Annotated in this window: 20 protein-coding genes; 9 read left to right on the forward strand and 11 right to left on the reverse strand. The window is 39.2% G+C overall.

Going from position 1 to position 19,327, the window contains the following annotated elements; genetic code table 11:
* Position 1: 1 nt before the first annotated feature.
* The 8 genes from pstB (at position 2) to hemN (ending at position 8,740) form a co-directional block, all read left to right on the forward strand.
* Positions 2 to 778, forward strand: a complete 777-nt coding sequence (gene pstB, locus FVA72_RS01245) for a phosphate ABC transporter ATP-binding protein PstB (protein WP_004262838.1) — start codon at positions 2 to 4, stop codon at positions 776 to 778.
* Between the two features lie 13 nt (positions 779 to 791).
* Positions 792 to 1,505 (forward strand): phosphate signaling complex protein PhoU, encoded by a 714-nt coding sequence (gene phoU / locus FVA72_RS01250; protein ID WP_036958602.1) that lies wholly within the window; start codon positions 792 to 794, stop codon positions 1,503 to 1,505.
* 539 nt (positions 1,506 to 2,044) lie between these two features.
* Positions 2,045 to 2,884: an ABC transporter substrate-binding protein gene (locus FVA72_RS01255; protein ID WP_004262826.1), complete on the forward strand. Its 840-nt coding sequence runs from the start codon at positions 2,045 to 2,047 to the stop codon at positions 2,882 to 2,884.
* A gap of 110 nt (positions 2,885 to 2,994) precedes the next feature.
* Positions 2,995 to 3,747 (forward strand): amino acid ABC transporter permease, encoded by a 753-nt coding sequence (locus FVA72_RS01260; RefSeq protein ID WP_004262824.1) that lies wholly within the window; start codon positions 2,995 to 2,997, stop codon positions 3,745 to 3,747.
* Between the two features lies 1 nt (position 3,748).
* Positions 3,749 to 4,501 carry an amino acid ABC transporter permease gene (locus tag FVA72_RS01265; RefSeq protein ID WP_110592686.1) on the forward strand — a complete coding sequence of 251 codons (753 nt, stop codon included), beginning with the start codon at positions 3,749 to 3,751 and terminating at the stop codon, positions 4,499 to 4,501.
* A gap of 186 nt (positions 4,502 to 4,687) precedes the next feature.
* Positions 4,688 to 6,022: an NCS2 family permease gene (locus FVA72_RS01270; RefSeq protein WP_110592685.1), complete on the forward strand. Its 1,335-nt coding sequence runs from the start codon at positions 4,688 to 4,690 to the stop codon at positions 6,020 to 6,022.
* A gap of 496 nt (positions 6,023 to 6,518) precedes the next feature.
* Entirely contained in the window at positions 6,519 to 7,034 is a 516-nt protein-coding gene (gene yihI, locus FVA72_RS01275; protein ID WP_004262811.1) for a Der GTPase-activating protein YihI, read from the forward strand.
* Positions 7,035 to 7,366: 332 nt separating this feature from the next.
* On the forward strand, positions 7,367 to 8,740 hold the full coding sequence (gene hemN, locus FVA72_RS01280) for an oxygen-independent coproporphyrinogen III oxidase (RefSeq protein ID WP_004262801.1): 1,374 nt from the start codon (positions 7,367 to 7,369) through the stop codon (positions 8,738 to 8,740).
* A 213-nt stretch (positions 8,741 to 8,953) separates the two neighbouring features.
* On the opposite strand, the gene ampC is transcribed toward hemN, so the two are convergent.
* Entirely contained in the window at positions 8,954 to 10,096 is a 1,143-nt protein-coding gene (gene ampC / locus FVA72_RS01285; protein WP_243154728.1) for a class C beta-lactamase, read from the reverse strand.
* A 182-nt stretch (positions 10,097 to 10,278) separates the two neighbouring features.
* Between ampC and FVA72_RS01290 the strand changes: the two genes are divergently transcribed.
* Entirely contained in the window at positions 10,279 to 11,160 is an 882-nt protein-coding gene (locus FVA72_RS01290) for a LysR family transcriptional regulator (protein ID WP_110592684.1), read from the forward strand.
* Between the two features lie 78 nt (positions 11,161 to 11,238).
* Here the strand turns inward: FVA72_RS01290 and FVA72_RS01295 are convergent, their stop codons facing one another.
* The 10 genes from FVA72_RS01295 to FVA72_RS01340 form a co-directional block, all read right to left on the reverse strand.
* Positions 11,239 to 11,526: a helix-turn-helix domain-containing protein gene (locus FVA72_RS01295; RefSeq protein ID WP_004262793.1), complete on the reverse strand. Its 288-nt coding sequence runs from the start codon at positions 11,524 to 11,526 to the stop codon at positions 11,239 to 11,241.
* Positions 11,527 to 11,626: 100 nt separating this feature from the next.
* Positions 11,627 to 11,848: a helix-turn-helix domain-containing protein gene (locus FVA72_RS01300; protein ID WP_004262791.1), complete on the reverse strand. Its 222-nt coding sequence runs from the start codon at positions 11,846 to 11,848 to the stop codon at positions 11,627 to 11,629.
* Positions 11,849 to 12,037: 189 nt separating this feature from the next.
* Complete coding sequence (locus FVA72_RS01305; protein WP_004262787.1) at positions 12,038 to 13,024, reverse strand: fimbrial protein; 987 nt, start codon at positions 13,022 to 13,024, stop codon at positions 12,038 to 12,040.
* 9 nt (positions 13,025 to 13,033) lie between these two features.
* Positions 13,034 to 13,318 carry a helix-turn-helix domain-containing protein gene (locus FVA72_RS01310; RefSeq protein ID WP_004262784.1) on the reverse strand — a complete coding sequence of 95 codons (285 nt, stop codon included), beginning with the start codon at positions 13,316 to 13,318 and terminating at the stop codon, positions 13,034 to 13,036.
* Positions 13,319 to 13,362: 44 nt separating this feature from the next.
* Complete coding sequence (locus tag FVA72_RS01315) at positions 13,363 to 13,860, reverse strand: fimbrial protein (protein WP_036958601.1); 498 nt, start codon at positions 13,858 to 13,860, stop codon at positions 13,363 to 13,365.
* A 13-nt stretch (positions 13,861 to 13,873) separates the two neighbouring features.
* Positions 13,874 to 14,389 carry a fimbrial protein gene (locus FVA72_RS01320; RefSeq protein WP_004262778.1) on the reverse strand — a complete coding sequence of 172 codons (516 nt, stop codon included), beginning with the start codon at positions 14,387 to 14,389 and terminating at the stop codon, positions 13,874 to 13,876.
* A gap of 9 nt (positions 14,390 to 14,398) precedes the next feature.
* Positions 14,399 to 15,382, reverse strand: a complete 984-nt coding sequence (locus tag FVA72_RS01325) for a fimbrial protein (protein WP_110592683.1) — start codon at positions 15,380 to 15,382, stop codon at positions 14,399 to 14,401.
* 12 nt (positions 15,383 to 15,394) lie between these two features.
* A complete protein-coding gene (locus FVA72_RS01330) occupies positions 15,395 to 17,905 on the reverse strand; it encodes a fimbria/pilus outer membrane usher protein (protein ID WP_110592682.1) in 2,511 nt (836 codons plus the stop codon).
* 26 nt (positions 17,906 to 17,931) lie between these two features.
* Positions 17,932 to 18,600 carry a fimbrial biogenesis chaperone gene (locus FVA72_RS01335; protein WP_110592681.1) on the reverse strand — a complete coding sequence of 223 codons (669 nt, stop codon included), beginning with the start codon at positions 18,598 to 18,600 and terminating at the stop codon, positions 17,932 to 17,934.
* A 59-nt stretch (positions 18,601 to 18,659) separates the two neighbouring features.
* A complete protein-coding gene (locus FVA72_RS01340; protein ID WP_094960816.1) occupies positions 18,660 to 19,184 on the reverse strand; it encodes a fimbrial protein in 525 nt (174 codons plus the stop codon).
* Positions 19,185 to 19,327 lie beyond the last annotated feature (143 nt).

Genomic DNA, 19,327 nt, shown 5'->3' on the forward strand with positions numbered 1-19,327 from the left:
CATGATTAATGCAAACGATATTGCAAATAGTAAAATTAAAGTACGTGACCTCAACTTCTATTATGGCAAGTTTCACGCACTGAAAAATATCTCTTTAGACATTGAAAAAAATAAAGTCACTGCGTTTATCGGCCCATCAGGCTGTGGTAAATCGACGTTATTACGTACCTTCAATAAAATGTATGAATTGTATGGCGAGCAGCGCGCAGAAGGTGAAATTTTACTGGATGGTCAAAATATCCTGACAGATAAACAAGATATCGCGTTATTGCGTGCGAAAGTCGGAATGGTTTTCCAAAAACCAACACCATTCCCGATGTCAATCTACGATAATATTGCATTTGGTGTGCGTTTATTTGAAAAATTATCTCGTGTAGAAATGGATGAACGTGTGCAGTGGGCGTTAACAAAGGCTGCATTATGGAATGAAACCAAAGATAAGCTACACCAAAGTGGTTATAGCTTGTCGGGTGGGCAGCAACAGCGTCTCTGTATTGCTCGTGGTATTGCTATTCGTCCAGAAGTTTTATTGTTGGATGAGCCCTGTTCTGCTCTTGACCCAATTTCAACCGGTCGAATTGAAGAACTGATTAGTGAATTAAAGTCAGAATACACCGTGGTAATTGTTACCCACAATATGCAACAAGCAGCACGCTGTTCTGACTATACGGCTTTCATGTATTTAGGGGAGTTAGTTGAGTTTAATCATACTGACAAAATGTTTACTACCCCAGAAATGAAGCAAACTGAAGATTATATTACTGGCCGCTACGGTTGATATGGAGCCGACGATGGATACGCTGAATCACAACAAACATATATCGGGGCAGTTCAATGCTGAACTGGAACATATCCATACTGAATTGATGACGATGGGGGGGCTGGTCGAAGAACAGCTTACCAAAGCCATTACGGCCATGCATAATCAGGATGAAGCCTTAGCGCGTGAAGTTATCGAAAATGACCATAAAGTCAATATGATGGAAGTGGCCATTGATGAAGAATGCGTTAAGATCATCGCGAAACGCCAACCAACGGCGAGTGATTTGCGCCTGATTATGGCAATTTCAAAAACCATTGCTGAGCTGGAAAGAATCGGCGATGTTGCAGACAAAATTTGCCAAACTGCATTGGAAAAATTCTCTCATCAACATCAGCCCTTGTTAGTGAGCTTAGAATCATTAGGCCGCCATACAGTGCAAATGCTACATGACGTATTAGATGCATTCGCACGAATGGATCTCGAAGAAGCCATTCGTATTTACCGTGAAGATGAGAAAGTTGACCAAGAGTATGAGGGCATCGTACGCCAATTGATGACCTATATGATGGAAGACCCTCGGACGATCCCAAGTGTATTAACGGCATTGTTCTGCGCACGTTCAATTGAGCGCATCGGTGACCGCTGCCAAAATATCTGTGAGTTTATTTTCTACTATGTGAAGGGGCAAGATTTCCGTCATGTGGGTGGGGATAGTCTTGAAAAGATGCTAACGAACAAATAAATGCTCGTCATATTTCGTACTGTGGCGGTGTTGGCTTCGCTCGGCTACTCGGGTCACATACTGGTGTATGCTCCCCGAGATATCCTTGCTTGCCGCCTAGCCACAATACGAACTATTTAGAGCATAAACGCTGGTCATATTTCGTGCTGTGGCGGTGTTGGCTTCGCTCGGCGATTCGGGGCACATACTGATGTATGCTCCCCGAAATATCCTAGCTTGGTGCCTAGCCACAATACGAACTATTTAGAGCATTGATACGTTTGAACAGTTATTTCTTTAATGACTATTGGCGTATATTTTCAGGTACAAAGCATCTAAAAATTTAGCTTAAGATTTTTATACCGACTTTCTTCTTGCTCAATAAGAGTCTATTGATGGTTTAACCATGTTGGGGCCTTTGTACAAAGCTTGCCCCTTTTTTGTGTGGTTTTATATTCTATTTTGTTATAAATATATTATTTAATATTATTTCAAGTGCTAAGCAATAGTTGATAGCTTGTGATGGTCGATTTACAAAAATTTACCGTCAGGGGTGTTCAATGAAAGCTCGTATTCTAACGACTGTTTTACTTACAGGTTTAGCGCTGACAGCGAATGTCGCTAGCGCAGATAAATTAGATGATATCAAACAAGCGGGTGTGATCCGCATTTCAGTATTTGATAGTAACCCACCATTTGGTTTTATTGACCCACAAACTAAAAAATTAGCGGGTTATGATGTTGATATTGCGCAAGAAATTGCAGATGGCCTAGGGGTAAAACTTGAGCTTCGTCCAACTAATCCAGCAAATCGCATTCCACTTCTAACTTCAGGTAAAGTTGACTTGATTGGTGCTAACTTCACCATTACAGATGAACGCGCAAAACAAGTTGATTTCTCAATTCCTGATTTTGCGACAGGCCAAAAATTTATTGCCCGTAAAGGCGTATTAAAAACACCTGACGACATCAAACCACTGCGTATTGGCGCAGACAAAGGTACTGTGCAGGAAGTGACTCTGCGTGAGCGGTTCCCTGAGACTAAAGTGATTTCTTATGACGATACCCCACAAGCTTTCGCTGCACTGCGTAATGGTAACGTCCAAGCTATCACACAAGATGATGCAAAACTGGTGGGCTTATTAGGTAATTTACCTGAAAAAGTGAAAGCAGATTTTGAGATTTCCCCATTTAGCCTGACGAAAGAATACCAAGCATTGGCAGCAAGCAAAGGTGAAACGCGTTTGGTTGAAAACGTCAACGAAACACTGTTGAAACTGGAGAAAGAAGGTAAAGCCGAGGTGATCTATAACCGCTGGTTTGGGCCAGATACCAAAGCTGCGCAGCCACGCGGAGACTTTAAATTCGCACCACTGAGTGAGCAACAGCCACAGTCTTAATGGGTAACGGTAAGTACTCAGTGATTTGAAGCCCCGCACTCTGTGTGGGGTTCTTGGTTATAAAGGATGAGTTTTTAATCACAAGCTGTGAAGGCAATAGGTCGTGAACAATGTTTGAAAAATTTTTAAATGGTGATTTTTGGTCTGCCCATTTCTTGGCACCGCAGTATTTAGAATGGTTTGGCTACGGCTTTTTGATCACTATTTGGATCTCGATTTGTACCATTGTTGCAGCCACTGTATTGGGTTTTATAGTTGCATCAGCAAAGGATAGCCAAATTACTCTTGTGCGTTGGGCTGTGAGTATCTACATCTCTATTTTCAGAAATACGCCTTTGTTGGTGCAGTTATTCTTTTGGTATTTCGCTTCTGGTGAAATTTTACCCTCTGCTGCAATGGAATGGCTCAATACTCCCCATGAAGTCCATTTACTTGGAATCACAGTGGGTTGGCCGTCATTTGAATTTTTAGCCGGTTTTATCGGTTTGACCCTTTATACCGTGCCGTTTATCGCTGAAGAAATTCGTGCTGGGATCCGTGGCGTTCGTCAGGGACAGAAATATGCTGCGTTTGCTTTAGGGCTAACCTCATGGCAGGCCATGAAACTGGTGGTATTACCGCAAGCCGTTAAAATCGCGATGCCTCCACTACTGGGCCAATATATGAATGTGGTAAAAAATTCATCATTAACGATGGCGATAGGCGTCGCAGAATTGTCTTATGTCTCCCGCCAGGTTGATAGCCAGACACTGCAAACCTTTGCTGCATTTGGTGTGGCAACCGTTTTGTATATTGCCATTATTGCGGTAATGGAAGGTTGGGGCCAGTGGCGTCAACAGCGTAATTTGGCTCAGGGGGTATAAGATGGATTTTTCGATTATTGAGCAGAATTGGCAATATTTATTGTTTGGTACTTTTCCGGATGGGCCACTTGAAGGCGCTGCACTGACGTTAGTCATTAGTTTACTTGCCGGTGCGGCTTCTATTGTATTAGGAACATTGGGTGGAATAGCTTTAGCCATGCTGCGGGGCTTCTGGGTTAACCTATTTGCTGCGATTTTAGGTTTTTTCCGTGCAATTCCGGTCATTATGTTAATTTTTTGGACCTATTTTCTGTTGCCAATCTTATTGGGTATGGAAATTCCGGGTATTGCAACAGTCGTCTGTGCATTGGCATTAATTACTTCTGCATATTTGGCTCATGCCGTGAAAGCTGGCATTTTAGCGATAGGAACAGGGCAGTGGCAGGCAGGGTTATCCTTGGGATTTAGCCGCTGGCAGGTATTGTGGAATGTCGTATTGCCACAGGCCTTACGTATGATGGTTCCTTCATTTATTAACCAGTGGGTAGCATTAATTAAAGATACCTCGTTGGCTTATGTTGTTGGTGTTGCGGAGCTTTCTTTCTTAGCAACCCAAGTGAATAACCGTGAAATGGTTTATCCTCTCGAAGTTTTCTTATTCGTAGCATTTATTTATTTCGTTATGTGTTTTGCGGTAGAAATTATTGCGAATAGGGTGGCGACAAAGCTGAGTGCGCAACATCAACCTCAAAAAATGGCTGCGAAACATCGTTTATTGTTTTGGCGCCGACAAAAACTGTTAGCACTTTCCTAAATTAAAAGTGGTGGTGAAATATCCACCATTTCCTCACTCCACTATTTTGGTTTATTTTTATTATTTCATCTTGGCGTATCAGTTAGTTAGGACATTTTTGCCTCTTATAGTTTACGCAATCGTTTTCTTTTGTGATTTTTAATTGTAGTATAGGGCGAAAAAAACTTTTTTTGGGCGCAATATCTAATGAGTAATCAATCTTCTAGCTCGGCACAACCGCAGGGCTTGTTTCAGCGTGTTTTTAAATTGCAAGAGCACGGCACGACAGCACGGACAGAAGTTGTTGCAGGCTTCACCACCTTCCTAACGATGGTATATATCGTTTTTGTTAACCCTCAAATTCTCTCAGTTGCAGGCATGGATATCAAAGCTGTGTTTGTCACCACCTGTTTGATTGCGGCTATTGGTAGTATTTTGATGGGGCTGTTGGCAAATTTACCGATTGCAGTAGCACCTGCTATGGGGCTGAATGCTTTTTTTGCTTTCGTTGTAGTTGGCGCGATGGGCTATTCATGGCAAGTTGCAATGGGGGCCGTATTTTGGGGGGCAGTCGGGTTATTTATTCTGACATTATTCCGTATCCGTTATTGGATTATCGCCAATATCCCGCTTAGTCTTCGCGTCGGGATCACCAGTGGTATCGGCCTATTTATTGCGATGATGGGGCTGAAAAACTCCGGTATTATTGTCGCTAATCCAGACACGTTAGTCTCTATCGGTAATTTGACTCACCATAATGTTTGGTTGGGAGCCCTCGGGTTCTTTATTATTGCAATCTTAGCGGCTCGTAATATTCATGCCGCGGTATTAGTTTCTATTGCAGTGACCACCTTGATTGGCCTAGCTCTGGGGGATGTGAAATATTCTGGAATATTCTCAATGCCGCCAAGTATCACGAGTGTCGTCGGGCAGGTTGATTTCGCTGGCTCTTTAGACTTAGCGTTATCCGGTGTGATTTTTGCCTTTATGTTAGTAAACCTGTTTGACTCATCAGGCACCATGATAGGTGTGACTGACAAAGCGGGTATCACAAATGAACGCGGAACTTTCCCACGGATGAAGCAAGCGTTATATGTGGACAGCTTGAGCTCTGTTGCAGGTTCAGCGATGGGGACATCTTCTGTCACCGCCTATATTGAAAGTTCTTCTGGTGTTTCTGTTGGTGGGCGTACAGGTTTAACCGCGATCGTCGTTGGTGTTTTATTCCTATTGACCATGTTTATCTCACCTCTTGCCGGTATGGTTCCAGCTTATGCAACTGCGGGAGCCTTGATTTACGTGGGCGTGTTGATGACATCAAGCCTAACTCGCGTGAAATGGGATGACTTAACTGAGTCTGTACCCGCATTTATTACTGCAGTGATGATGCCATTTAGTTTCTCGATTACTGAAGGTATTGCGTTGGGCTTTATTGCTTACTGTGCAATGAAAATTGGTACTGGTCGCTGGCGTGACCTAGGCCTGTGTGTGATTTTAGTCGCGGCGATGTTTCTACTAAAAATGGTGCTCGTCGACGCCTAAAATACGCTTTATATTTTGAACTGTAGCGGTGTTGGCTGCGTTTGCTAACCCTAGTCACATACTTTTGTATGCTCCTAGGGATTAGCAACTCTTGCCGCCTTGCTACAGCTCAAACTATTTAGCGTATTAATATTCGTCATACTTCAAGCTGTGGCGTTGTTGTCTTCACTCGGCTACTCGGGTCACATACTTATGTATGCTCCCCGAGATAACCGCGATTGACGCCTAGCCACAACTTGAATTATTTAGAATATTTCTCAAGATGGCTCTCTATTTTTTTAGGTAAAACCACTTGGAAGATTAATCCCCCTTCAGATGGCTTTCCCGTCTTGTTACTTGCATGCAACTCAAATTATTTAAGGTATAATCATTAAAGTACTATTGCGAAGGCAGGGTGGAGTAAAAAATCCGCTGAAATTGCAAACTAGTGCTTTCCCCCTTTATGGGATCCTGCTAGATTTCGCAGCAGAAACTGACTTTATCAAGGTATCAGACCATGAATGCACCAAAAAAACCGGCTGCTAAGCCAAAGAAAAAATACCGTAAAACTAAAGAAGAGATAAATGCGGAAGGCCGTGAGCGTAAGCGCGAGAAAAAACATCGTGGTCATAAATCTGGTAGCCGTAACCAAGAATCTGCTTCTAACAATGCTAAAGGTGGGATATCTACCACCACAGACCCGCGTATTGGTAGCAAAAAACCGATTCCATTAGTTGTGGATGATAACAAACCTGTAGCGCGTCCAGTGGTGAAAGAGAAGCCAGTCGCTAAAGAAAAATTAACGCCAGAAAAAGAGTTGGAAATGCTAGAAAGCGATGACCGCCTAGATAGCATTTTGGCGCGTCTGGAGGATGGCGAAACTATCACTGCGCAAGAACAGCAGTATGTTGATACCTGTTTAGACCGTATTGATGAACTGATGAATATTCTCGGTATTGAATATAGCGAAGAAGAAGAGGAAGAAGACGAAGAAAAACTTGATGACATTATGCGCATCTTAAAAAGTAAATAATTTCGTTTAAAAGATCCCTCGCGCTAGCGGGGGATTTGGCTATTTTTTCTGCTAACTCACTTTTCTTTGATGTTGAATCAAGTCTCTTTTCTCTAACATATTTATACTCGTCATATTCAAAGCTGCAGCGTTGTTGACTATGTTCATTCGCACGAGTCTCATACTTATGTATACTCCTAGCGACTCATTCACTTGTCGCTTAGCTGCAACTCGAAATATTTAGAGTCTATAATGCTTATGCAGGTTATAAAATTTTCACTCTCATCGAATAACAAATTAAATAGAGTGAAGTCATCGTTATAGTTTGAGCTTTTGGTCAATTGAGGAATGTTATGTCAGAGCAAAATATTGTTTGGGATCTTTCTCTCATTCAAAAATACAATTATTCAGGGCCTCGTTATACCTCGTATCCCACAGCCTTGGAATTCAATCAAGATTATGATGAGAATGCGTTTGTTCAAGCAACACAACGTTATCCTGATCGACCTTTATCGCTCTATGTCCATATCCCTTTTTGCCATAAACTTTGTTATTTCTGTGGCTGTAATAAATTAGTGACACGCCAAAAACATAAAGCCGATGAATATCTTAAAGTAATTGAAAAAGAAATTATTCAGCGCGCAGCTTTATTAAAAGGTCGTATTGTGACCCAGATGCATTGGGGCGGTGGTACTCCGACTTACCTAGATAAAGCTCAAGTCAGCCATTTGGTTGGTTTATTGAAAAAGCATTTTCATTTTGCGGATGATGTTGAAATGTCCATCGAAGTCGACCCGCGTGAAATTGAACTGGATATGATAGACCATCTGCGCCATGAAGGGTTTAACCGCTTAAGCATGGGAGTTCAGGATTTTAATAAAGAAGTTCAGGTGCTGGTTAACCGTGAACAGGACGAAGAATTTATTTTTGCCCTAATTAAACGAGCCAAAGAAACGGGTTTTACCTCAACGAGTATTGATTTGATTTATGGTTTACCTAAACAAACTCCTGAAAGCTTTGCATTTACCTTAAAGAAAGTGGCTGAATTATCACCAGATCGCTTAAGTGTGTTTAATTACGCGCATTTGCCTAATTTATTTGCGGCGCAGCGTAAAATTAAAGATGCTGATTTACCAAGTGCAGAGCAAAAACTCGATATTCTGCAAGACACAATCGCAACCCTCACCAGAGATGGCTATCAATTTATTGGTATGGACCACTTTGCTCGCCCTGAAGATGAGCTCGCTGTGGCCCAACGAGAAGGGGTTTTACACCGTAATTTCCAAGGTTATACGACTCAAGGCGACTGTGATTTATTAGGATTAGGCGTTTCTGCGATCAGTATGTTAGGCGATAACTACGCGCAAAATCAGAAAGATTTGAAAACCTATTATGCGCAAGTTGAAGAGCAAGGCCAAGCGCTGTGGCGAGGTCTCGTCTTAACCGATGATGATTGCTTGCGCCGTGATGTTATTAAAACCTTAATCTGTAACTTCCAATTGGATTTTGCACAAATTGAAGCAATCTATCCAATTGACTTTAAATCTTATTTTAAAGAGGATTTAGAGCTATTGAAGCCAATGGCAGAAGATGGATTAGTCGAAATGACAGACAAAGGAATTAAAGTTACGCCGCAAGGGCGTTTACTTATTCGTAATATTTGTATGTGTTTTGATGTTTATTTACGTAGTCAGATGAGGCAGCGGCAGTTTTCCCGCGTTATCTAAATGCTCTTCATAATTCGTGCTGTCGCGTTGTTGTCTTTAATACTCTTCATATTTCGCGCAATAGCTGCGTTGGCCTTATTCGGCTACTCGGGTCATATACTTTTGTATACTCCCCGAGATAGCCGAATTTTGCCGCCTTGCTCTAGCACGAACTATTTTGAGTATTACTGGTTCGTTATCTGATTATTTAGAACATTGGATGTTCTGCGTGGGCTAGTGTTTCGCTTTTTCGATTAGCTGGTAGGCCGCAGTGATGCGGTCAGGGATTGGATACCATTTGTTGGATAAAATAATAATACCCACTTGGTTTTCCGGAATAAATGCCGCATAGGTTGCAAAACCATTGGTTGAACCTGTTTTATTGTAAAAAGCCTGTGTTTCAGGTGGCATTACAGGATGGATAGCTTCAACTTTTTGCGGTGTGAGCGCCATTTCATTTCGGTTACCTTGCTGTAATTGAGCAAGAGATACTGGCCACGAATAGCTTTCCCACATCATATCTTGCATAAATGAATCGGTCATATAGAACCCAGTATGGGTGTTTTCTACGGCTTCTTGCCACAGCTTAGCGACTTTCTTCGTTTGCATATTAATATCTAAGAAGCGAATTAGATCTTTAGCATTAGATTTCAAACCATAAGATTCAGCATCTAAAATTTGTGGTGCTACACGAATGGGCTGATCGTGCTTATTATAACCTTGAGCATAATTTTTCTGTTGGTTTTTAGGGACATGAATATAGGTATGTTTTAGCCCAAGTGCAGGCAACATTAATTTTTCCATCGCTTGCTCAAATGGCATTTTGAGTTGTTTAGCGGTAACGATACCGAGTAGCCCCACGCCAAGATTTGAATAAGAGCGATATTGCCCAATGGCTTTGGTCGGTTTCCACTGCTGGTAATAACGGATTAATTCAGCTGAATTAGTAATGCTATCAGGCACAAATAACGATAAACCGGAAGTGTGAGTAGCCAAGTTCATTACTGTGACTTGGTCAAAAGCAGACCCTTTTAATTCAGGAAGATAGTGGCTTACCTTTTGCGAAAAATCGAGTTTTCCTTGGTCTTGTGCATAGGCTGCGAGTGTGGCAGTAAACGTTTTAGACAAAGAACCAATCTCAAATAAAGTCTCATCACTGACAGGTACTAAGCTTTGCTTAGACTGCACACCATAGTGATAAATATAGTGTTTCCCTTCAACGGAAATTGCGACAGACATCCCTGGGATCTGTTTTTGTTCCATCAGAGGTTTAATAATGTCATCCACATCCTTTTGAGTGAACGCATTAGCGGATAGCGTGGTTAACGCCAAACTCAGTGCGACAAAAATTCGCCCCTGACGAAAAAGAGTTTTCATAGAGTTATTCCAATAAGTACAAGTTTAAGTTATTGCTAACAGGAATTGAAAGCACTTCATTGTAAATTTAAAGTGCTTTAATATAGGCTATTAGGCGGTTAAACCGCAATTGCAAAGCAGTATGCATGCTTTCGGTCATTATTTGAAACGATATAAAATTCGATGAGGTAAAAGAAAATCTTATGGCAGAAAATTATCGTCATCGGCTTCCACTCAATGCGCTTAGGGCATTCGAAGCTTCAGCGCGGCATTTAAGTTTTACACGAGCAGGAATAGAGTTGAATGTCACTCAGGCAGCTGTTAGTCAACAAGTTAGGTTGTTAGAGGAGCAGCTGGGACTAGAACTCTTTATTCGTTTACCTCGAGGGCTTGCATTAACTGATGAAGGGCTTGCATTGCTGCCCGTATTGAGCCGCTCTTTTGACCAGATTGAGTCACTACTATTGCAATTTGAAGATGGCCATTATCGAGAAGCTTTAAGTATTTCAGTGGTCGGTACATTTGCTGTGGGCTGGTTATTGCCAAGATTGACCCAATTCTCGGAACTATACCCTTATATTGATTTACGCATTATGACTCATAACAATGTGGTGAATCTCGCTGCCGAAGGCGTTGATTTTGCTATTCGCTTTGGGGAGGGCTTATGGCCACTGGTTGAAAATATTCCTCTATTTTCAACGGCTCATACTGTACTTTGTTCAGAGAAAGTCGCGAGCCAGCTCAAACATCCATTAGATTTAAAATCCCACCAGTTAATGCGTTCATATCGTAAAGATGAATGGGAAAAATGGTTTTTAGCTGCGGAGATTGAACCTTGGCGTGTCAAAGGCCCTGTATTTGATTCATCACGTTTAATGGTTGAGGCTGCGTTATTAACCGACAGTATAGCATTGGTGCCAAGTTGCATGTTTAGTCATGAATTAAGTGCTGGGGCGTTAGTTCAACCTTTTGATATATCTGTAACACTGGGTGGATATTGGTTGAGCCGTTTAAAGTCGAGAGTCATGACACCAGCGATGGCGATATTTCGTCATTGGTTGGTGGAGGAGTCTAAAAAAGAATAATAAGTCGGTGCTATACTATAAATAGAAATAGCACCGATATTTAATTTATTGGCATATTATAATGCTCATATTTAGAGGTTAGAATACCAAAGCTTCAGCAGAGAAATAATTCTTTTTATTAACAGAGAGCTCTGTACTATTAATATCCGTAATGGTTTCAGTAAAGAAATAGGTCGGCGAAACATTAAATATTTGTGCCAACTGGTAAATGGTGTCGACATGAATATTAACCTCACCATTTTCATAGCGTGATTGGTGTTGTTGGCTAATGCCTAACAATATGCTTAAATCTTTACCACTCATTCCGTGACTTTCTCTTAATGATCTTATTTTTAAACCGACGGATTTGGATATTTTTCGTTTCATGATTTTCTCTCTAATTTATTTTAAATATTATAATGTGAATATAATTAAATATTTTTAATGTAATTGGATCTTCTAGTGATATGTATTATTACTTAATTTATTAAAAATCATGGGACTGAAAGAAGGTTTTAATATCAATTTCAAAATACGTTGCATACTGGAACAATCTATCTAAAGTAATTCTATTTACTCCTCTTTCATATCGTGACTGTTGTTGTGGGCTGATGCCAATAACCTCGGATAGTTCATTAACTGAAAGTCCATTCGTTTTCCGATAATAAAGTATTTTTTTGCCAATTAGGTGAGATGTTGAATAAGGCATATATACTCCTATAATTATATTTTTTATTTCTAACTAAACACGATGAAAGATTACCTCTCTATCTTAACCATTTTAATAAAATAGTAAATTTGCTATTTATCAATTGTTCGATGATATTTTTCGATGTTAGCAATAAAAATCAAGTTATAAATAAATTAATATCTTTTTATGATTAATGTTGGATGCTATTTATTCATATCTTATGTTAACCGAAGCTGTTGAGTTTGCAGTTCCTGCAGTTATATTATTAGCAGTCTTAATATATCTAGCTTTCCAATTAAAAATATAATCGCCACCTGCAACATTGTTTTGCAAAGTGAACTTTGAGTTGAGCTTTATCGGGTTACTATTTCTATCCAATAATTGAATGGCGACTCCGGTTGCTTGCCCTTGCCCAGACAATTTAATCTTCCCTGTATTGATATCAACATACCCAGCACTACTTGTGACTGTCACTTTTAGATTGGTGCCTGCAGCGCAGCTTAATGTAATGGGTATATTGACACTATTGCTAGTAGAGCCAATAGCTTTAAACTGAGTATCATACCAAGTCCCTAAGTTAACATTGTAACTTGTCGCTTTTGTTGAGCACTTTAATACATTAATTTTGATAGTACCTGCTGGAATATTCAGCGATGTTAAATTCCACGTACTGTTATGTGGCGCAGGGTTACGCTGTGTTAGTCTTCCCACATGCCCTGCCTTTAAATTTCCCCCTTGTGTGACTTGTCCTGTTTTTTTTATGGTAATCGTCCAATATGGGTTAGCAATAGTCCAAGCGGCTGGGTTAGCTGCTGTTGGTGGTCCATAACGTGTATTTAAAAAACCGATATTGGTTGCTTTCACTTGAATGCTGATGCCCGGTATATTACTGGCTGCAATTTTATTGCCGTTTGGTACCCAACCATTGACATAGTCAGCGTGTAAGTAGGCATCACCACATTGACCATTACTTTTTGGGCCTGAAAATGTATTGACTTGTGAGCCTTTAAAATTGACCTGAATAGTGGCTAAATCGCGAGCCCCTGTATCATCATATTGCAGCGAATAGGTTCTTGCTGGTACATTCACCACAACATTCCGTAAATTAGGATTTTGAATACAGGCCGCTTGTGTATATGCAGAATAAGCAAAAACCGAGCCTATTATTACCAGTAAAATTTTCTTTTTAGTCATAAAATATCCTTAACATTTACTTTTTTTATTTAAATATTTTTCTTCTGCATGCTCAATCTCATTGATCTCTCTAGAATTGAAAATAAAAAAAGCCATAATATCAATTTCAAATATCTTAGAGTAATGATAAAGCCTATCAATATTAATTCGATTAATACCACGCTCATAGCGTGACTGTTGTTGTTCACTCACACCCACGATATTAGATAAATTTTCTAATGTCATGCCTTTCATTTTTCGGTAATAGGTGATTTTATTGCCAATTATTTTTGATATAAGATAGTAATTAGGCATACCGCTTTCCCCTATTAAAACTGATATAATTAAAACAAACTTACTTACTGATATGTAAATGTAAATTCTAAATGGCTTTTAAATGAACCTGCAACCATACCACTTCCATAACCCGAGACTCTTGCCGATAATGGGATTTCAACATTTCTCGTTTGAGTATTAACATTCGCGGTAATGGTATCGCCATTTTTTATTGTTGTTTTATTGCCGGTATTGGCTAAATTTAATGCCACATTTTTCGCCGTACCATTATTAATAAAATGTTCAGTTATTGTTGAGTCTGGCGTACCTGATATTTTCATTACAGCTTTGGTGGTGCCTACAGGGCAATTTTTTAGCTTCACGGAAAAATCAACCCACGGAGATTTTTGCGTATCTTTGATATTCCAAATATTAATTTTTTTCAAATCGATTAAATAATTATTTTTTTCAACCTCACAAGGAGCAGCAATAACGACGCCATGCACTTTAATATTTGCTGTTAGCCCAAATGCAGTTAAAGAACAGCTCATTAGTGATAGTAATAGGATAAAATGTCTCATATTATTTTCTCTTTTATAAATAGGTAATTGTTGCCGTAATATTGGCGGAAATAGTTCCCGGAGTGGCATTACCTAATGAGCTAAAGGCGCGTGTGCGTAATGGAATATTAATATTCGCTTGCCCATTTGTCGGAACTTGTAATACTTTTTGGTTACCTAAAGCGGTTGTTCCATTACCATTTTGTAGTTGAACGGCTAGGTTTTTAGCCGTACCTTGATTTTTGTATAAGCTTGCTGCATCCGCAGTATCTGCGGTTCCTGTAAACGTCAGTTTTACTTGGTTAATAAAAGATGAACAGTTATTTAGGCTAATATTAAATGTGTTCCAGTTAGAACCTGAACTCGCATTACGAAATACATCAGCAGAAATATTTTTCAGGTCAATATCAATATTATTCCCACCGGTAATATTGCAAGTTGCGGCTCTAATATTTCCGGTAAAGTTCAATGTCACTGTGCTAGCAGCAAATAAATTCCCACTGAATATTAAGCTACTAAGTAAAAGTAAATTTTTAGATATTTTTTTCATTTTTTATTCCTACTCATAGCGAATATTTACAGTAGCAGAGGCATTCGCTGTACCTGGCGTGATATTATCTGCCGTTTTGATATAGCGAGCTTTCCAATCAAACATATAATCACCAGCCGGCACATTATTTTGCAGGCTATTTGTGGTGTTCAATTTGATTGGATTATTATTTTTATCCAACAATTGTATTGCGACACCAGTGGCGCTATCAGGTCCCGTTAGAGCTAATTTTCCTGTAGCGGTATCTTCATATTTAGAACTTGTGACCGTCGCTTTAATATTGGTACCCGCTGCACATGTTAAGGTAATTGGAATATCTACAGGCGCACTGGTTGAGCCTATATTAGGGAATTGTGTATCATACCAATCTTGCATATCAATATTGTAGGTTGACTGGTTGTTCTTTAATGAACAGCTAAGTACATTGATACGAATCGCATTTGCAGGCATGTTTAAGGTTGTTAGATACCAAGTGCTAATGGGCGTCTGATTTTTTTGAGTTAATTGAGCTACTGGGCCAGAGCGCAGGGTATTTGACGAGGTTACCTGCCCTATTTTTTTTATTTTAATATACCAAACGGTATCTGATATTTCCCATGGTTGCTTGCCACTTGAGGAAGGGCCAAACCAACGATTGAAATCTCCACCTATTGATGCAGTTTGAACTGAAATACCGATACCAGGAATATTTGATGTTGCAACACCATTATTGGGAACCCAGTTATTAATAAAATCACCATATAAGTAAGATATACCACAGCTCCCATTTCCTTCAGAATAGGTAGTTGTCATCGAACCAGATAAATAACGGACACTTAGTGCCCCTAATTCTCTGGTAGTTATATCATCATACTGAATGTTATAAGTTGCTGTAGGAATATTCACTTGTATATTATTAAATCTTGGATTCTGGATACAGGCTGCATTTGTATAGCTTGAATATAAAAATAGACTTATAAATATAAAAGTAGACTTATAGAATAAATTTTTCATTTATATCACCGATTATTTACAAATTGCAGCTGTTTTATATAACCCCATATAATTCGATATACCTGCTAAGTTATAATTTACTTGGCATTGTTGTTTATCGTTATATTGAATAATAAAATTGCCATTTTCAGCTAAACCAGATAAATAAATTTCGCCATCATTGCCCACTATATTATTTAGCTGAGGATTATCTTTAAATATCGCCTGAGCACCAAAAGGTACGGGATTACCATCAGCAAAGGTTAATATCATGATGGCTCGGTAGCCGACATTCGCCGCAAAGCTAGCTTTCACCAAAGCGCCACGGCTTGGTGCAACACTTTGGCTGGTTAACTCCATTTCCGTATTTTCAGGTAGTTCAGAAGTGTCAATATCAATCACATTTTTACGATAAGCCGTGACATAAGGCACGAGTGCATAACCTTGGTTATTAGTGACAACCCCTGCTTGGTTTAATACTGGTACATCACCTGCATCTGGGATTTCAACAATAGCCGCGGTTTCGCCTAATTGTTGACCGAGTACAAGGCCGCCAGAGTGAGCCACTAAGCTACCATTAACACCGTAATAGAGGTTATAGTTGTCTTTGCTATAGCCTGTTCCACCTGAAATTTCACCATATTGGCCTTTATAAGAAGCGTTCATATTACCGCTCGTACCTTGTTCTTGAGTGGTGAAACCCTGCTGCATGCTCCAATTTAAGCGGTTATTAAGTTGTGAAGCGGAAAGCCCAATACTGCCTGTGCTTGGGCCGTTGCTGCTACTATTACTGTTAAAGTTGTAATAGAAGGTGTTATCAAACACGGTAAATGGCACACTGACAGAGAAGGCAAGCTGATGATCATCTTCACTTTTCGTACGGCTACCGGAAGTATATGAGTAGCTATTGGTATTTTTGTTATAGGTATAATTCAAACTATAACTAATGCCTTGCCAACTGTTGTTATAACCCACGGTGGCAGACTGAGTTTTACGGTCACTATTCCAGTAGTCTTCATTGATATAGCCTACGGAGATTGAACCAAAGTTATCCCCTAAGTTTTGGCTGAGGGTGATCTCACCGCGATTACGGCGGCGTTCAATTTCAGGGATATAGTTTGTATTTCTATAGCCGTCAAAGACTTCCGCTAAACTGTAAAAACCTTTAGTGGAATAACGATAACCAGCCAATGCGATATTAGTACCAATATCGTTGATATTTTTGTTATAGCGGAAACGGTATGATTGGCCTTTTTCCTTAACGTCATTACCTAGCGTTGAATTTGCATGGGTAACGTCAATGGATAACGCACCAAATCGCCCAAGGTTTTGGCCTGCGCCGATGGAGTAAGATTGGTAATGCTCACTCACTTGGCTACCACCATAAGCGGTAATACCATAAGGTAGACCATAGATTAAGGTAAATTGGCCAAATTTTGTTTTATCAATGCTACTGTCATAAGCGCGGTATTCTCCGCCCGTTACGCTATAAGAAAAATATCCTTCACGTTGCAATACAGGTAATGAAGCAAAAGGAACGATTTGATATTGCTCGCTACCGTTGGATTCTTTGATGGTGACATGCAAATCACCGCTTCCCCCCGTTGGGTATAAGTCATTGATTTCAAAAGGGCCCGCAGCCACCTCTGTTTGGTAGATAATGTAACCATTTTGGCGGATCGTCACCTGTGCGTTGCTACGAGCAATCCCACGTACAACGGGCGCATAGCCGCGTAAACTCTCAGGGGACATATCATCATCTGTCGCAAGCTGAGCACCACGAAATGGCACGCTATCAAAAACCATCGAAGGTGAGACACTATCTCCCAAGGTCAACTGACTTTTGATGCTATTAATACCGCGTGATGCGTAGGTATAGATGGTATCCCATTTACCGGATTGGTCGGTACTACTTGACCATGTTGTGTAATTGCGTAGCCGCCATGCTCCAATATTTAAGCCAGGTCTTAAATTTACATAATGGGATGTGTTATCCGAACCACTACTTTTACGATCGTAATTTTTAGAGCCGTTATAGCTGTAATTTAATAGCAGTGCGTTGATGCCATTATCGATATTGGCTAAGTCAACGTAACCCCTTGGGTTTCTATCCAATGCGATTTGGGGGATGCTTAAATATAAACGTTGAGAATCAAACTCAAAATTACTTGTGGCATCAGGAATCGCTGCAAGGTTTACACAGTGACTTCCTGCTGTTTGTAATTCAGGGTATTCCGCTGTTTTGATACCAAACTCTTTAATATCAGCAAGTGATAAACATGGAACTAATTGGTTACGGCTATTTTTTTCAAATTTAAGATTTTTAGCACCAATTAAGTTGGTGTTGACATAAATATCAACATAGTAGTCACCGGCTAATTGCTCATTATTCTCGAACTGTGACAAATCAACCGAATCTTTATTCGGTAGCTCTAAAAAGTCAGGATCAAAGTAGACATTATTTTCTGTTTTTTCTTCAGCATATAGCGATGCGGTATAGCCTAAATATAATAGTAGGCCTAGAGATATTTTATTTATTTTCATGATAAAGCCCAACTTATTTTATAGTTTTATATTTTCTTTTCGAGTGCTTCTGGTGCTGCACCATAATCATTAATAACTTCCCATTTAATTATTCCATTAGTATTTGAGTTATTAACCTCGAAAGTCGCACTTGAGAAAGGTGCAGCATAAGAAACATCATTAGCCTTTGTTCCGTTAAAGCTGATGCTCTGGAAATTCATAAAATAAGGTGTTGGGTTTTTAACCGTAATTTTATTTCCAGATTTAGACCACACTAATTTTTTTTGCTCTTCAATAAAATTAACATCTTTTAATGCTTTAGGGCGATAAATTAATTTCATTTGTGTTTTAAAGGCAATTTGTAATGAGTTTTCTGTTCTTTCTGTTGCTGGAATAGTTTTTATATTTAACCAGAACAATGACTCTCTATCATTAGGTAATTTATTTTCTGTTAAAAATATTCTAAGCGCATTAGTTCTATCTGCATTTAGCCTAAATAATGGTGGTGTGATAGAAAAATCAGACTGTTTTTTTTCATCTATATTATCTATCCAAGATTGAATCAAATAAGGGATTTTATCTGGATTTTCTACGCTGATGCTGACATCTTTGTTTCCCTCATTATAAATAACACGGGTTCCACCAATTATAACACCAGCATTCGCAGTATTTATTAGCGTAAGTAAGGAAATGAAAATATAGATAATAGATTTCATAATACCACCATTGATTATTATTAGATAAGGCTTAAGTCCTTTTAAACCTTATTTATTACTTAGTTATAATTGATTGTGAAAGTTGCTGTCGCATTTGCAGGACCAGGAGTCACTGTGTCAGACTTAGCAATATAACGTGCTCTGAAATCTAAATTATTTTCCACATTTTGTTGTAATGGATATGCTTTAGAGGCAGTAAATAATGGAACAATTTTATTCGTATCATCAGTAATTTGAATTCCAACGCCAGTTGCAACGCCAGTTTCTTCTTTTAATTTAATAACTTCATCATCACCAATATAAGAATCAGCATCAAATTTTACTGAAGCCGTTGTTACTGTAGCAGGGCAATTAATTAATTTAATCGTAAATTTAGTTGCTGCCGCTGTACTTCCTGCGTTTGGTAATGCTTTTTTAGATACTTGTCCTAAGTTTACTTTTAGTGCATCAGAGCCAGCTGCTAATTCGCATGCTTGGTCGATGATTTCACCTGTAAAGTCGATAGTACCATCTGCTGCTAATGCATTATTAACAGCAAAGATTGAGGTTGCAGCAATTAATGATGCAAGTAAGTTCTTTTTCATTTGTTTTTCTCCAAAAGATAATTATTTATTTTTATTGAGTAGGTGGAATTACCAATTACTCAATTGAAGAGTATTTTGAAACTATTTATTAAAATAAACAAGTTTTGTAAAATTTGGTAAAATATAATTAAATTTTAAAGTAT

Origin of the sequence: Providencia sp. PROV061 (assembly GCF_011045655.1) — a bacterium.
In the GTDB taxonomy this organism is placed as follows: domain Bacteria; phylum Pseudomonadota; class Gammaproteobacteria; order Enterobacterales; family Enterobacteriaceae; genus Providencia; species Providencia hangzhouensis.

What these genes read in the sequence shown, in the direction of transcription:
- pstB (WP_004262838.1), top strand. Translation starts at nt 2, where the DNA reads ATGATTAATGCAAACGATATTGCAAATAGTAAAATTAAAGTACGTGAC.
- phoU (WP_036958602.1), top strand. Translation starts at nt 792, where the DNA reads ATGGATACGCTGAATCACAACAAACATATATCGGGGCAGTTCAATGCT.
- FVA72_RS01255 (WP_004262826.1), top strand. Translation starts at nt 2,045, where the DNA reads ATGAAAGCTCGTATTCTAACGACTGTTTTACTTACAGGTTTAGCGCTG.
- FVA72_RS01260 (WP_004262824.1), top strand. Translation starts at nt 2,995, where the DNA reads ATGTTTGAAAAATTTTTAAATGGTGATTTTTGGTCTGCCCATTTCTTG.
- FVA72_RS01265 (WP_110592686.1), top strand. Translation starts at nt 3,749, where the DNA reads ATGGATTTTTCGATTATTGAGCAGAATTGGCAATATTTATTGTTTGGT.
- FVA72_RS01270 (WP_110592685.1), top strand. Translation starts at nt 4,688, where the DNA reads ATGAGTAATCAATCTTCTAGCTCGGCACAACCGCAGGGCTTGTTTCAG.
- yihI (WP_004262811.1), top strand. Translation starts at nt 6,519, where the DNA reads ATGAATGCACCAAAAAAACCGGCTGCTAAGCCAAAGAAAAAATACCGT.
- hemN (WP_004262801.1), top strand. Translation starts at nt 7,367, where the DNA reads ATGTCAGAGCAAAATATTGTTTGGGATCTTTCTCTCATTCAAAAATAC.
- ampC (WP_243154728.1), bottom strand. Translation starts at nt 10,096, where the DNA reads ATGAAAACTCTTTTTCGTCAGGGGCGAATTTTTGTCGCACTGAGTTTG.
- FVA72_RS01290 (WP_110592684.1), top strand. Translation starts at nt 10,279, where the DNA reads ATGGCAGAAAATTATCGTCATCGGCTTCCACTCAATGCGCTTAGGGCA.
- FVA72_RS01295 (WP_004262793.1), bottom strand. Translation starts at nt 11,526, where the DNA reads ATGAAACGAAAAATATCCAAATCCGTCGGTTTAAAAATAAGATCATTA.
- FVA72_RS01300 (WP_004262791.1), bottom strand. Translation starts at nt 11,848, where the DNA reads ATGCCTTATTCAACATCTCACCTAATTGGCAAAAAAATACTTTATTAT.
- FVA72_RS01305 (WP_004262787.1), bottom strand. Translation starts at nt 13,024, where the DNA reads ATGACTAAAAAGAAAATTTTACTGGTAATAATAGGCTCGGTTTTTGCT.
- FVA72_RS01310 (WP_004262784.1), bottom strand. Translation starts at nt 13,318, where the DNA reads ATGCCTAATTACTATCTTATATCAAAAATAATTGGCAATAAAATCACC.
- FVA72_RS01315 (WP_036958601.1), bottom strand. Translation starts at nt 13,860, where the DNA reads ATGAGACATTTTATCCTATTACTATCACTAATGAGCTGTTCTTTAACT.
- FVA72_RS01320 (WP_004262778.1), bottom strand. Translation starts at nt 14,389, where the DNA reads ATGAAAAAAATATCTAAAAATTTACTTTTACTTAGTAGCTTAATATTC.
- FVA72_RS01325 (WP_110592683.1), bottom strand. Translation starts at nt 15,382, where the DNA reads ATGAAAAATTTATTCTATAAGTCTACTTTTATATTTATAAGTCTATTT.
- FVA72_RS01330 (WP_110592682.1), bottom strand. Translation starts at nt 17,905, where the DNA reads ATGAAAATAAATAAAATATCTCTAGGCCTACTATTATATTTAGGCTAT.
- FVA72_RS01335 (WP_110592681.1), bottom strand. Translation starts at nt 18,600, where the DNA reads ATGAAATCTATTATCTATATTTTCATTTCCTTACTTACGCTAATAAAT.
- FVA72_RS01340 (WP_094960816.1), bottom strand. Translation starts at nt 19,184, where the DNA reads ATGAAAAAGAACTTACTTGCATCATTAATTGCTGCAACCTCAATCTTT.